We start from the raw sequence: 12,495 nt of genomic DNA on the forward strand, positions 1-12,495 counted from the left end.
TGCGGCACTGCCGCTTGTTCCGGGCCTGGCTATTATTGACTCAACACTATCCACAAGACGCCTGTATCGCTCAGGCCGGGACAGGACCATGCAGGACACCGAGCCGCACCTGAAGAAATTCCAGAAGGAGCTCAGCGCCGGGACCGTATCCCTGGTCCTTCTGGCGGTGCTGGCCCGTTCGGACGAACCGCTTTATGGCTACCAGATCGCCAAGCGGCTGGAACTGACCGGCGACCCGCTGCTGGGTGGCAAACAAAGCGCGCTCTACCCCGTGCTGCGAAACCTCAGCGCCGCCGGCCTGGCCGAAAGCCACGTGGTGCCTTCGGTCAGCGGCCCGCCGCGGCGCTATTACCGCATCACCACGCTGGGCCGCCAGGCGCTGTCGGAATGGACCGGCAGCTGGCGCACCACCCGCGACTCCGTCGATTCCGTGCTGGAAGGAAACCTGTGATGACCGCCGCCACCCCGAAAACCATTCCCGACTACCTCGACCAGCTGCGCGCAGCCCTGCGCGGCGCCGACCCGGCCCTGGTGCAGGACGCCCTGTACGACGCGGAGGAATACCTGCGCTCGGAACTGGCCGCCAACCCCGGCATGGCGGAAGCGGACGTGATCGCCAGCGTCGCCACCAGCTACGGCGCGCCCGAGGAGGTGGCCGACATCTACCGCGACACCGAGGTGCAGGTGACCCGGGCGCTGCGCACGCCGCCGGCGCCGCCGCGCGAAAGCGCCACCGGTCGTTTTTTCGGGGTCGTCACCGACACCCGGGCCTGGACGGCGCTTTTCTACATGCTGCTTTCCCTGGCTACGGGCATCGTCTATTTCACCGCCGTGGTCACCGGCTTCAGTCTTTCGGCCAGCCTGGCGCTGATGATCATCGGCATCCCGGTGGTGATCCTGTTCATCGGCCTGGTGCGCGTGCTGTCGCTGGTGGAAGGCCGCATCGTCGAGGTGCTGCTGGGCGAACGCATGCCGCGCCGGCCGCTGTACCAGGGCCGCGGCCAGCCCTGGCTCGAGCGCATCGGCGCCATGTTCACCGACCCGCGCACCTGGAGCACCATGCTCTACCAGCTGCTGATGCTGCCGCTGGGCATTGCCTACTTCACGGTCACCGTGACCGGCATGGCGCTTTCGGTCGGCCTGGTGGTCGGCGGCCTGTTCGCCATCCTGGGCAGCTTCGGCCTGCCCGTGGGCATGGACTGGGATGGCGTCTACATCGGCGCACCCTGGCAGGCGGCCCTGGTGATCCTGGCCGGCGGCCTGCTGTTCTTCGCCATGCTGCACCTGGCCCGGCTGGTCGGCCGCGGCCACGGCGCCCTGGCCAAGAACCTGCTGGTGAAGACCGCCCAGCACTGAGGCCGGGCGGGCTTCAGCCCAGGGCCAGCGTCCAGCCCAGGCCCCACAGGCCCTGCCCGACCAGCGCGAGCAGGGCCAGCACCGACAGGGCGAAGGGCGCGGCGCGGCTCTTCGCGGGATCAAGGTAGGCCGCCGCGTACCAGACCCGGGCCAGCAGCCAGACGGCGCCGAAGACCGCCGCCAGCCAGGGCAGGCTGAAGGCAGCCGCGGTCCACAGGGCCGGCAGGAACATCAGCGCTGACTCCTGCGTGTTCATCTGCACCCGGAAGCACCGTTCGAAACCTTCCGGGCCGGTGGTGGCCGGCGCCTTGACGTTGTGCTGGCCGCGGGCGCGGCCCACCAGCGCCATCAGGACCATCAGCAGCAACACGGTGAGCAGGGTGATCAGACCGATCAGGGGATGCATGGCGGGCTCCTTGGGATTCGCGCAAGCGTAGCGGTTCGGGGCATGAAGAGGGCATCACGGCCGCGCGCCGGTGCTTGAAGTATCGTGGGCGACCGGATCCCCTGCTGGAGTCGCCGATGTCCGATCCCCTGGCCCAGCCGCTGCGCCTGCCCTGCGGCACGACGCTCGGCAACCGCCTTTGCAAGGCTGCGATGACCGAAGGCCTGGGGGATTCGCGGCTGCGCGCCACGCCCCGGCTCGACCAGCTTTACGGCGCCTGGAGCGCCGGCGGCGCCGGCCTGCTGATAACCGGCAACGTGATGATCGACCACCGGGTGCTCGAACGCCCCGGCAATGTCGCCATCGATCCCGGCTTCGCGCCCAGCGTCGACGCCGCCGCCCGTGAACGGCTTCGCAGCTGGGCCAGGGCCGGTACGCGGGCGGGCAACGCGCTGTGGATGCAGATTTCGCACGCCGGCCGGCAGTCGCCGCGTTATGTCACCCGCGAACCGGTCGGCCCCTCGGACGTGCAGCTGGACCTGCTGGGCAACTACGCCCGCCCGCGGGCGCTGCGCGAAGACGAAATCCTGGCCCTGGTGCAGCGTTTCGCCGACGTCGCGGTGATCGCACGCGACAGCGGCTTCACCGGCGTGCAGGTGCATGGCGCGCACGGATACCTCCTGAGCAGCTTCCTGTCGCCGGTCACCAACCGTCGCACCGACGCCTGGGGTGGGTCCCTGCACAACCGCGCGCGTTTCCTGGTCGAAACCGTGCGCGCGGTACGAAAGGCGGTGGGCGCCGATTTCCCGGTGTCGGTGAAGCTCAATTCCGACGACTTCCGCAAGGGTGGCTTCAGCCACGCCGACTGCCTGGGCGTGGTGGAACTGCTCAATGGCGAGGCGGTGGACCTGCTGGAGATCTCCGGCGGCAACTACGAACAGCCGCGCCTGCTGGGCATCGCCGGTCGCGACGGTGACGCCGTGCAGGTACGCCCCAGCACCCGCGTGCGCGAGGCCTATTTCCTCGACTACGCCGCCGCCATCCGGCGGGTGGCGCGCATGCCGCTGATGGTGACCGGCGGCTTCCGCAGCCGCGAAGGCATGGAGGCGGCGCTGGCCAGCGGCGACACCGACCTGATCGGCATCGCCCGGCCCTTCTGCACGCACCCGGACGTGGCCCGCCAGCTGCTGGCGCGCGAAATCGACACCTTGCCGGCTTTCGAAAACCGCCTGCACCTGCGCTCCCGCGGCCGCCTTTCGCCGGCCAGCCCGTGGTTGCTGGCGAAGATGGTCAACGTGCTCGGCGCCCAGGGCTGGTACTACCAGCAGATGGAACGGCTTGCCGACGGCCGGCGCATCGATCCGCACCGCGGCATGCTGCGCTCGTTCGTGCGTTACTGGTGGAATGACCTGAGCAAGGCCGCCGCGCTGCGGCGCCGGGAGTAACAAGATGAGCCACGATCCGATGCATGGCGATGAACCGCTGACCGACGAAGCCGTGGTCGCGGCCACCCAGGAATGGCTGGAAAAGGCCGTGATCGGCCTCAACCTGTGCCCCTTCGCCAAGGCGGTGCACGTCAAGCGGCAGATTCGCTACGTGGTCAGCCAGGCCACCGACGAAGAAGGCCTGCTCGACGACCTGCTGCATGAACTGCAGCTGCTGGCTTCGGCCGAGCCGGGCGACATCGAGACCACGTTGCTTGTGCATCCCTATGTGCTGCGCGATTTCCTGGACTACAACGACTTCCTGGACATCGCCGACGCCGCGGTTGAAGAACTCGAGCTCGACGGCGTGCTGCAGGTGGCGAGTTTCCACCCGCAGTACCAGTTCGCCGAGAGTGCGCCCGACGACATGGCCAACTTCAGCAACCGGGCGCCGTTCCCGACCCTGCACCTGCTGCGCGAGGACAGCGTCGACAAGGCGGTGGCGGCCTTCCCGGACGCCGACCGCATCTACGAAACCAACATCGCGACCCTGCGCAAGCTGGGCCCCGAAGGCTGGAAGGCGCTCTGGCGCAGGTAGCGGTTCAGAAGGCGTCGGCGGGCAGGGCCATCAGGCTGGGTGCACCGGCGCGGGCTTCGCGGAAACGCTGCTCGACTTCGGGCAGCAGCCAGGCGAAGTAAAAACGCGCCGTGGCGACCTTCGCCGTGTGGAAGTCATCGTCCTTGCCGCTCGCCAGCGCCGCCATGCGCGCCCACAGCCAGGCGAAACACAGGTGGCCGGTGATGCGCAGGTAGGGCACCGCCGCGGCGCCCACTTCATTGGGGTCGGCCTTGGCCTTCGCACCGATCTCCTGGGTCAGGGCGACGGTGTCGGCCAGCAGCTTAGCCAGCGGCTCGGTGAATTCGGCAAGCTCCGGGCGACCGGCGTTCTCCTTCAGGAAGGCCTGCACCAGCGCGGCGAAACGACCGAACTTCTGGCCGCCATCCATCAGCACCTTGCGGCCCAGCAGGTCCAGCGCCTGGATGCCGTTGGTGCCTTCGTAGATCATGTTGATGCGTGCGTCGCGCACGTACTGGTCCATGCCCCATTCGCTGATGTAGCCGTGGCCGCCCAGCACCTGCTGGCACAGGGTCGCTGTTTCCCAGCCGTTGTCGGTAAGGAAGGCCTTCACCACCGGCGTCAGCAGCGCCATCAGTTCGCTGGCTTCCTCGCGCACGGCCGGATCCGGATGGTCGTGTTCGCGGTCGAGCAGCAGCGCGGTCCAGGTGGCCAGGGCGCGGCCGCCTTCGTTGCAGGCGCGTGCAGTAAGCAGCATGCGGCGCACGTCCGGATGCACCAGGATCGAATCAGCCGGCTTGTCCGGCGAGGCCGGACCGGTGGCGGCGCGACCCTGCAGGCGGTCCTTCGCATAGGCGGCGGCGTTCTGGTAGGCCACCTCGGCCTGGCCCAGCGACTGCATGCCCACGCCCAGGCGCGCGGAGTTCATCATCACGAACATCGCGGCCAGGCCCTTGTTGGCTTCGCCGATCAGCCAGCCGGTGGCCCCGTCGAGGTTCATCACGCAGGTGGCGTTGCCGTGGATTCCCATCTTGTGTTCGATCGAGCCGGCCTTGATGGTGTTGCGTGCGCCGACGGCGCCGTTCGCATCGGGCAGGAACTTGGGCACCAGGAACAGCGAGATGCCCTTGGTGCCGGCGGGCGCGCCGGGCAGGCGGGCCAGCACCAGGTGCAGGATGTTTTCGGCGAGGTCGTGTTCGCCGGCGCTGATGAAGATCTTGGTGCCGGTCAGGGCGAAGCTGCCGTCGCCGTTCGGTTCGGCCTTCGTCTTGAGCAGGCCCAGGTCGGTGCCGCAGTGTGGTTCGGTCAGGCACATGGTGCCGGTCCATTCGCCGGAGACGATTTTGGTCAGGTAGACCTGCTTCTGCTGTTCGGTGCCGAAGGCCATCAGGCATTCGTAGGCGCTGTGGGACAGGCCGGCGTACATCAGCCAGGCCTGGTTGGCCGAGTTCCACATCTCGTACAGGCGGTTGTTCACCAGCGTCGGCAGGCCCTGGCCGCCCCAGTCCGGGTCGCAGGACACCGAGGGCCAGCCGTTGTCCACGTACTGTCGGTAGGCCTCCTTGAATCCCGGGGGCGCGGTCACCACGCCGTCGCCGTGCCAGGTGCAGCCTTCGCGGTCGCCGACCTGGTTGAGCGGCTGGATGACCTGGCTGGCGAATTTCGCGCCTTCCTCGAGCACCGCTTCGATGGTTTCGCGGTCCAGGCCGGCGTGGCGGGGCAGTGCGGCGAGTTCGGCTTCGGCCTGCAGCAGGTCGAACAGCACGAACTGCATGTCGCGCAGCGGGGCGGTGTAGTGGGGCATGGCGGGCTCTCGGGTCGGGCTTCAGGCGCACCATACCGGTGCGTATGTGATGCCGGAGTATGCCCGAGGCCGGGCCGTGGCAGCCAGCCCCGCCCCGGGGGGCGGGACTGGCGCCGGAGTCATTCGACGCGGAAGGGCTGGCTGTGCAGCAGCAGCTGGTTGTCGCCGTTCCAGTAGCGCAGCTCGTAGTTGCCGGGGACATCGGGCAGCTTGATGGTCACCTGGCGCTGGTCGTACCCCTTGTCGGACTGGACCCGCTTGTTGGCCAGCGACTGGCCGCGGCCGGCGCGCGCGGCCGGGTCCCAGACCTGGATTTCGTCGTAGCGGGCGCCGGGGCCGGTCCAGGTGATGGTGACGTACTGGCCGGCCGGGGCGCTGGCCGGTGGGTCGAGCGCCACTTCGACGGCCGTCACCTTGAGCGGCTGCTCGTGCAGCAGCGAAGAGTTGTCGCCGTTCCAGTAACGAAGCGTGTAGTCGCCGGGCGCGCCCGGCGCGGTCAGACTGACCTGGCGCTGGTCGTAGCCCTTGTCGCTTTGCACACGCTGGTTGTCGATGGCCTTGCCGCGGCCGGCGCGCGCGCGCGGGTCCCAGACCTGCACTTCGTCGTACTGGGCGCCCGGGCCCGTCCAGGTGACGGAAAAGTCGGAAGCCATCGGCACGGAGGCGGGCGCATCAAGCGCCACCTCGGTGGCCAGCACGCGCAGCGGGATCGCGGCCAGCGCCTTGTTGTTGTCGCCGTTCCAGTAGCGAAGCTCATAGTCGCCCGGCGAGGCCGGGGCGGTCAGGGTGACCTGGCGCTGGTCGTAACCCTTGGCGCTGCGCACGCGCTGGTTGTCGATGGCCTTGCCGCTGCCGGAACGCGCCTTCGGATCCCAGACCTGCACTTCGTCGTACTGGGCGCCGGGGCCGGTCCAGGTGACGACGAAGCTTGAAGCCATGTCCACTTCTTCCGGGGCCTGCAGCGCCACCTCGGCGTCGACCACCTTCAGCGCCACGGTCGCCAGCACGGCGCTGTTGTGGCCGTTGTAATAACGCAGTTCGTAGTCACCGGGCGTGGCCGGCGCGGTCAGGGTCACCCGGCGCTGGTCGAAGCCCCTGGCGCTCTGCACGCGCTGGTTGTCGACGCTGGCGCCGCGGCCGGCGCGCGCGCGCGGGTCCCAGACCTGTACTTCGTCGTACTGCTCGCCCGGACCGGTCCAGGTCACCTCGAAGGTGCTGGCGATGCTGACTTCGCCGGGGCCTTCCAGGCCCACCTCGGCGTCGGTGATGGTGATCGGCCGCGTGGCGATCACCTTCGACTGCGCGCCGTGGTAATAGCGCAGCAGGTAGTCGCCGGGTTTGGCGGGCGCGACCAGCTCCACCTGCTTCTGGTCGGCACGCTTGTCGGAAAGCACGCGCTGGGTGTCGATGACCTTGCCGCGGCCGCCGCGCTCGTCGGGTGCGAACACCTGGATGTCGTCGTACTGGTGCGCCGGCCCGGTCCAGCTGACCAGGATGCGCGATGAAATGGGCGCACTGTCGGGGGCTTCCAGCGTGGCTTCGGGCGCAGGTGGCGCCGGCGGGGCCTCGACCACGGTTTGCGTCAGCGCCTCGGCCAGGCCGTCGGCATCGTTGGCGGCGATGTAGCGGCCGCCGGTGTTCTCGGCCAGGCAGGCCACCTGCTTGCCTTCTTCGGCGCTGAGCCCGAATCCGACCACGTGGGCGGTGAAATCCACGCCCGATTCCTCCAGCTCCTTGCCCAGGGCGCAGGGGTCGGCCTTGCAGGTTTCCAGGCCATCGGTGATCAGGATGACCGTGGCCTTTTGTTCCGTGAAGCGCAGTTCGCGGGCGGCGCGGGCCACCGATTCCGAGAGCGGGGTCATGCCCAGGAACTTCATCTTCGCCGCGGCGGCGGCGATGTCGCCGGCGCTGCCGGTGCGCACGGGCACCACCAGTTCGATGTCGTCGCAGTTGCCCTTTTCGCGGTGGCCGTAGGCGATCAGGCCCAGCGCCATGGTGTCGGGCGTGTCCTTGAGCACCGTTGCCAGGGTTTCGCGCGCTATCTCGAGCTTGGGCTTGCCGTTGATCTGGCCCCACATCGAACCCGATGCGTCGAGCACGATGATGGCCTGCTCCTGGGCCGGTTCCTGGGCCTGTGCCAGGCCGGTGGCCAGGCAGATCAGGGCGAGCGCGGGAAGCGTGGCGCGGCGCGTGTTCCGGGGCATGGGCAAGCTCCTGTTTTCCGGGGGTATTGGCAACTTAACGCGAAACGGGGGCCGATTGCGCCAATCAGGCGACGCTGCCGGCGGCGTGTCCGCTGGCCCAGGCCCACTGGAAGTTGTAGCCGCCCAGCCAGCCGGTGACGTCGAGCACTTCGCCGATGAAAAACAGGCCGGGCACGGTGTTTGATTCCATGCGGCTCGAGGACACGCCGTCGGTATCGACGCCGCCCAGGGTCACTTCCGCGGTGCGGTAGCCCTCGGTGCCGCTGGCGATGATCGGCCAGTGCGCCAGCTGGCGGGCGATGGCCGGCAGTTCGCCGTGGCTGTACTGCCGCATCGGCTTGCTGGTGAACCACACCTCGCACAGCCGCTGCGCGAATCGTTTCGGGAACACGTCGGCCAGCACGGTGCGCAGCTCCGCCGCCGGCTGTTCGCGCTGGCGTTCGAGCAGCCAGGCCTCGATGTCGTGTTCGGGCAGCAGGTCGAGCAGCAGTTCCTTGCCCGGCTCCCAGTACGAGGACACCTGCAGGATCGCCGGGCCGCTGAGCCCGCGGTGGGTGACCAGCATGGCGTTGTCGAAGCGCGCCTTGCCGCAGCGCGCCGAGACATGCACCGACACGCCCGCGAGGTCGGCGTAGTGCTCCTGGTGCTTTCCGCTGAGCGTCAGCGGCACCAGGCCGGCGCGCGTGGGCAGCACGGCGTGGCCGAACTGGCGCGCGATGTCGTAGCCAAAGCCGGTGGCGCCCATCTTCGGTATCGAAAGTCCGCCGGTCGCGACCACCAGCGATTGCGCCGCCATGGCGCCCTTGGTGGTGCGCAGCGTGAATCCGCCGCCGGGCGCGGCGCTGATTGTTTCGACGCTGCAGGACGTGTCGACCAGCACGCCGGCCTCGGCGCATTCGGCCAGCAGCATGGCGACGATCTGCTTGGACGAGTCGTCGCAGAACAGCTGGCCCAGCTCCTTCTCGTGCCAGGCGATGCCGTGGGCATCGACCATGGCGATGAAGTGTTCGGGCCGGTAGCGCGCCAGCGCCGACTTGCAGAAATGCGGGTTGGCCGACAGGAAGTTGGCGGGCGTGGTGCCGGTATTGGTGAAATTGCAGCGCCCGCCGCCGGACATCAGGATCTTCTTGCCGCAGCGGTTGGCGTGTTCGAGCACCCGCACGCGGCGCCCCCGCCGCCCGGCGGTCAGCGCGCACATCAGGCCCGCGGCGCCCCCGCCGATGATCAGTACGTCGTGTTCCATGGCGCGGACTCTAGCCGTTCACGTGCGCCCGCGACTATCCTCGGGCCCAGGCCGGCAAAACCAGGCCGGGGGAGTCGGACATGGCGGCGAAGAAGTTCCTGGTGGGGTGCCTGGTGGTCCTGCTGCTTTTCGCGCTGGGCGCGGTGGCGGCCTGGTGGTTCGTGCTCAGGCCGATGTGGAGCGCCGGCATGGAAGGCGCCAAGACCTGGATCAGCGCCGTCGACCTGGGCAACGACATCAGCAACCAGTCGCCCTACGCGCCGCCCGCGGACGGACGCATGACGCCGGCCCAGGTCGAGGCCTTCGTGCAGGTGCAGAAAGTGGTGGCGGCCGAGATGGGCCCCGACCTGGCGCGCCTGGCCAGCCAGGCCCAGGCGGCGGCCGGCGAACGTGCCAGCGGCGCCCGCGAACCCACGCTGCAGGACCTGGGCAATGTGTTCGGGGAGTCGTCGGCGCTGCTTTCGCGCCTGCGCGCCGCCCAGGCCAAGGGCGTGAACCAGGTGGGCATGTCGCGGCAGGAATACGCCTGGGTGCGCCGGCAGTCGCTCGCCGCGATGACCGAACTGGTGCCGGTGCCCGGCGCCGCCGACGTGGCCGGCATGGCCGGCTTGCCGGGCCTGCCGTCCTTCGGCGGGCCCGACCCCGACGACGAGGTCGCCCTGGCTGCGGCGAAGCACAACGCCGCGCTGCTGCGCCCGCACCTTCCCCTGCTGGAAAAGACGCTGGGCGCGATGCCGTCCCTGCCTGCCTTGCCCTGACCGGGCTCAGTCCTGGGCGGGGCCCTTGCGGTGCGGCTTTTTCGGGCCGAAGGACTTCTTCGGTCCGAACGACTTGCGCTCGCCGAAGTCCTTCTTCGGGCCGCCAAAGGGCTTCTTGCCGAAGGGCTTCTTGCCCGGCACCTTGCCGGCGGTGTCCGGCGGCTCGCCGTCGCGGGTGATGCGCAGCTGCTGGCCGGCGCACCAGACGGTCTTGAGGTGGGTCATCACGTCCACCGGCATGCCATCGGGCAGGTCGAGCAGGGTGTGGTCCTCGAAGATCTCGATGCGGCCGATGTGCTTGGCGTCCAGGCCGGCTTCGTTGGCGATGGCGCCGACGATGTTGCCCGGCTTCACGCCGTGGTCGTAACCGACCTCGATGCGGAAGGTGGCCTTGCCTTCGTCAGGCGTGCGCGGTTCGCGAATCTTCTTGGCGAAGGCCGGGCGCTCCGGGCGTTCACCGCGCTCACCGCGCTCGAAGCGGGCCGGCTTGGCGTAGCGGTCGGTGGCGTCCTGCACGTCGCGGTCGAAGGCGCGCTTCTTGGCCTCGAACTTCGGCGGCTGCATCAGCAGCGGCACGTCGCCGCGGGCCATCTTGGCCAGGGCGGTGGCGATTTCGATGGCCGGCACGTTCATCTCGCGCTCGTAGTCTTCGATCAGCTTGCGGAACTCGGCCAGTTCGCCGGCGGCCAGCGTATCGGTGATCTGCTGCTTGAACTTGGCGATGCGCACGTCGTTGACGGCGGCCACGGTCGGCAGCTCCATCGGCGTGATCGGCTGGCGGGTGGCTCGTTCGATCGCGCGGGGCGATGAACAGGATCGCCTCGCCGCTGCGACCGGCGCGGCCGGTGCGGCCGATGCGGTGAACGTAACTTTCGGTGTCGTAGGGCACGTCGTAGTTGACGACGTGGCTGATGCGGTCCACGTCCAGGCCGCGGGCGGCCACGTCGGTGGCGACGAGGATGTCGATCTTGCCGTCCTTGAGCTGGGCGATGGTGCGCTCGCGCTGGGCCTGCACCACGTCGCCGTTGATCGCGGCGGCGGAGAAACCGCGCGCCTGCAGCTTTTCAGCCAGTTCGTCGGTGGCCTGCTTGGTGCGGGCGAAAACGATCATGGCGTCGAAGGGTTCGGCTTCGAGGATGCGGGTAAGCGCGTCGAGCTTGTGCATGCCGCTGACTTCCCAGCTGCGCTGGCGGATGTTGTCGGCGGTGCGGGTCTTGGCCTCGATCGTTACTTCGACCGGTTCCTTGAGGTAGGTCTGGGCGATGCGGCGGATGGCGTGCGGCATGGTCGCCGAGAACAGCGCCGTCTGGCGCACGGCCGGCATCTTCTTGAGGATGGCCTCGACGTCGTCGATGAAGCCCATGCGCAGCATTTCGTCGGCTTCGTCCAGCACCAGGGTGCGCAGGTGCGAGAGGTCGAGCGAGCCCTTGTCGAGGTGGTCGATGATGCGGCCGGGGGTGCCGACCACGACGTGCACGCCGCGGCGCAGGGCCTGCAGCTGCGGGCCATAACCCTGGCCGCCGTAGATCGGCAGCACCCGGAAGCCGGGCAGGTGGGCGGCGTACTTCTGGAAGGCCTCGGCGACCTGGATGCCCAGTTCGCGGGTGGGGCACAGCACCAGGGCCTGGGGCGAGTTCACCGCCGGGTCCAGCCTTGCCAGCAGGGGCAGGGCGAAGGCGGCGGTCTTGCCGGTGCCGGTCTGGGCCTGGCCCAGCACGTCCTTGCCGGCCAGCAGGTGGGGGATGGTCGCGGCCTGGATGGGCGAAGGCGACTCGTAGCCGACGTCGGCCAGGGCCTTGAGCAGGGGCTCGCCGAGGTCGAGATCGCTGAAAAGCAGGGGCGCGGTCGGCGCCACGTTCGTGGGGTCGGTCATGGGAAGTCCGTTGTATTCGGGAAGCTTCGCATTCCGGCACACCACGGACCACGAAGAAGGCGCGCAGATTGTACCCTAAACCAGCCGCAAACGCCTGAACCGCTTCGGTATTGCGACCCAGGGGCGTAAACGGAATCATGGGTCCCCTGCACCCCCCGGAGAACGACCATGCGAGCCATCCGCCCGAGCCGTCCGATCGCCCTGGTTTTGTTCGCCCTGCTTGCCGGCTGCGCCACCACCCCGACCGGGCGAAGCCAGCTGATCCTGGTCGACGATTCGGCCATGGACCGGATGGGCGCCACGGCCTTCGACCAGATCAAGTCGAGCGGCCGGATGGCCAACGACCCGGCGGCGACGCGCTACGTGCGCTGCGTGGCCGACGCACTGGTGCGGGTGCTGCCGACCCACGAACGCCAGCAGGCCTGGGAGATCATCGTCATCCAGGACGACAGCCCGAACGCCTTCGCGCTGCCGGGCGGCAAGGTCGGCGTGCACACCGGCCTGTTCAAGGTGGCAACAAACCAGGACCAGCTGGCCGCGGTGATCGGCCACGAGATGGGCCACATGGTGTCGCGCCATGCGGCCGAACGGGTGTCGCAGCGTTATGCGGCGGAAGCGGCGATGCAGGCGGTGAACGCGGCGACCGGCGGCGAGCGGCAGCAGCTGCTGGGCCTGCTGGGCGTTGGCGCGCAGGCAGGCGTGCTGCTGCCATTCTCGCGCCAGCATGAAGTCGAGGCGGACGTGCTGGGCCAGCGGTACATGGCGCTGGCGGGTTTCAATCCGGAAGGCGCGCCAGCGGTGTGGGAAAACATGATCCGCGCGACCGGCGGCAACCGGCCGCCGGTATGGTTGTCCACGCACCCGGACCCGG

Annotated in this window: 10 protein-coding genes and 1 pseudogene; 6 read left to right on the forward strand and 5 right to left on the reverse strand. The window is 69.0% G+C overall.

Annotation, left to right across the window (positions count from 1 at the left end):
• Nucleotides 1-88: 88 nt before the first annotated feature.
• Nucleotides 89-451, forward strand: coding sequence for a PadR family transcriptional regulator (locus AACZ35_RS00880; protein ID WP_339824916.1), 363 nt, complete (start codon nucleotides 89-91; stop codon nucleotides 449-451).
• Complete coding sequence (locus AACZ35_RS00885) at nucleotides 451-1,356, forward strand: sensor domain-containing protein (RefSeq protein WP_339824918.1); 906 nt, start codon at nucleotides 451-453, stop codon at nucleotides 1,354-1,356. The genes AACZ35_RS00880 and AACZ35_RS00885 overlap by 1 nt, the downstream gene beginning before the upstream one ends.
• A gap of 13 nt (nucleotides 1,357-1,369) precedes the next feature.
• Here the strand turns inward: AACZ35_RS00885 and AACZ35_RS00890 are convergent, their stop codons facing one another.
• Complete coding sequence (locus AACZ35_RS00890; protein ID WP_339824921.1) at nucleotides 1,370-1,762, reverse strand: MAPEG family protein; 393 nt, start codon at nucleotides 1,760-1,762, stop codon at nucleotides 1,370-1,372.
• 116 nt (nucleotides 1,763-1,878) lie between these two features.
• Between AACZ35_RS00890 and AACZ35_RS00895 the strand changes: the two genes are divergently transcribed.
• A complete protein-coding gene (locus AACZ35_RS00895) occupies nucleotides 1,879-3,186 on the forward strand; it encodes an NADH:flavin oxidoreductase/NADH oxidase family protein (protein ID WP_339824923.1) in 1,308 nt (435 codons plus the stop codon).
• Nucleotides 3,187-3,190: 4 nt separating this feature from the next.
• Nucleotides 3,191-3,763: a DUF1415 domain-containing protein gene (locus AACZ35_RS00900; RefSeq protein ID WP_339824926.1), complete on the forward strand. Its 573-nt coding sequence runs from the start codon at nucleotides 3,191-3,193 to the stop codon at nucleotides 3,761-3,763.
• Between the two features lie 4 nt (nucleotides 3,764-3,767).
• On the opposite strand, the gene AACZ35_RS00905 is transcribed toward AACZ35_RS00900, so the two are convergent.
• The 3 genes from AACZ35_RS00905 to AACZ35_RS00915 all read right to left on the reverse strand — a co-directional run bounded on the left by AACZ35_RS00905 (nucleotide 3,768) and on the right by AACZ35_RS00915 (nucleotide 8,993).
• The gene (locus AACZ35_RS00905; protein ID WP_339824929.1) at nucleotides 3,768-5,546 is read right to left on the reverse strand and encodes an acyl-CoA dehydrogenase C-terminal domain-containing protein; all 1,779 of its coding nucleotides are present in this window, start codon (nucleotides 5,544-5,546) and stop codon (nucleotides 3,768-3,770) included.
• Between the two features lie 119 nt (nucleotides 5,547-5,665).
• The gene (locus AACZ35_RS00910) at nucleotides 5,666-7,750 is read right to left on the reverse strand and encodes a VWA domain-containing protein (RefSeq protein WP_339824931.1); all 2,085 of its coding nucleotides are present in this window, start codon (nucleotides 7,748-7,750) and stop codon (nucleotides 5,666-5,668) included.
• A 64-nt stretch (nucleotides 7,751-7,814) separates the two neighbouring features.
• Nucleotides 7,815-8,993, reverse strand: coding sequence for an NAD(P)/FAD-dependent oxidoreductase (locus AACZ35_RS00915; protein WP_339824934.1), 1,179 nt, complete (start codon nucleotides 8,991-8,993; stop codon nucleotides 7,815-7,817).
• Between the two features lie 80 nt (nucleotides 8,994-9,073).
• Here AACZ35_RS00915 and AACZ35_RS00920 point away from each other — a divergent pair, with 80 nt between their 5' ends.
• Complete coding sequence (locus AACZ35_RS00920; protein WP_339824936.1) at nucleotides 9,074-9,751, forward strand: hypothetical protein; 678 nt, start codon at nucleotides 9,074-9,076, stop codon at nucleotides 9,749-9,751.
• 6 nt (nucleotides 9,752-9,757) lie between these two features.
• Here AACZ35_RS00920 and AACZ35_RS00925 read toward each other — a convergent pair.
• A pseudogene (locus AACZ35_RS00925) lies at nucleotides 9,758-11,624 on the reverse strand (DEAD/DEAH box helicase).
• Between the two features lie 168 nt (nucleotides 11,625-11,792).
• Here AACZ35_RS00925 and AACZ35_RS00930 point away from each other — a divergent pair.
• Nucleotides 11,793-12,495: M48 family metallopeptidase (locus AACZ35_RS00930; protein WP_339824938.1), on the forward strand; the 703-nt coding region annotated here is incomplete at its 3' end.

Origin of the sequence: uncultured Arenimonas sp. (assembly GCF_963976025.1) — a bacterium.
Classification (GTDB): Bacteria; Pseudomonadota; Gammaproteobacteria; order Xanthomonadales; family Xanthomonadaceae; genus Arenimonas.

Bases quoted from the DNA above. Each gene is read 5' to 3' on its own strand.
- AACZ35_RS00880 (WP_339824916.1), top strand. From the start codon at position 89: ATGCAGGACACCGAGCCGCACCTGAAGAAATTCCAGAAGGAGCTCAGC.
- AACZ35_RS00885 (WP_339824918.1), top strand. From the start codon at position 451: ATGACCGCCGCCACCCCGAAAACCATTCCCGACTACCTCGACCAGCTG.
- AACZ35_RS00890 (WP_339824921.1), bottom strand. From the start codon at position 1,762: ATGCATCCCCTGATCGGTCTGATCACCCTGCTCACCGTGTTGCTGCTG.
- AACZ35_RS00895 (WP_339824923.1), top strand. From the start codon at position 1,879: ATGTCCGATCCCCTGGCCCAGCCGCTGCGCCTGCCCTGCGGCACGACG.
- AACZ35_RS00900 (WP_339824926.1), top strand. From the start codon at position 3,191: ATGAGCCACGATCCGATGCATGGCGATGAACCGCTGACCGACGAAGCC.
- AACZ35_RS00905 (WP_339824929.1), bottom strand. From the start codon at position 5,546: ATGCCCCACTACACCGCCCCGCTGCGCGACATGCAGTTCGTGCTGTTC.
- AACZ35_RS00910 (WP_339824931.1), bottom strand. From the start codon at position 7,750: ATGCCCCGGAACACGCGCCGCGCCACGCTTCCCGCGCTCGCCCTGATC.
- AACZ35_RS00915 (WP_339824934.1), bottom strand. From the start codon at position 8,993: ATGGAACACGACGTACTGATCATCGGCGGGGGCGCCGCGGGCCTGATG.
- AACZ35_RS00920 (WP_339824936.1), top strand. From the start codon at position 9,074: ATGGCGGCGAAGAAGTTCCTGGTGGGGTGCCTGGTGGTCCTGCTGCTT.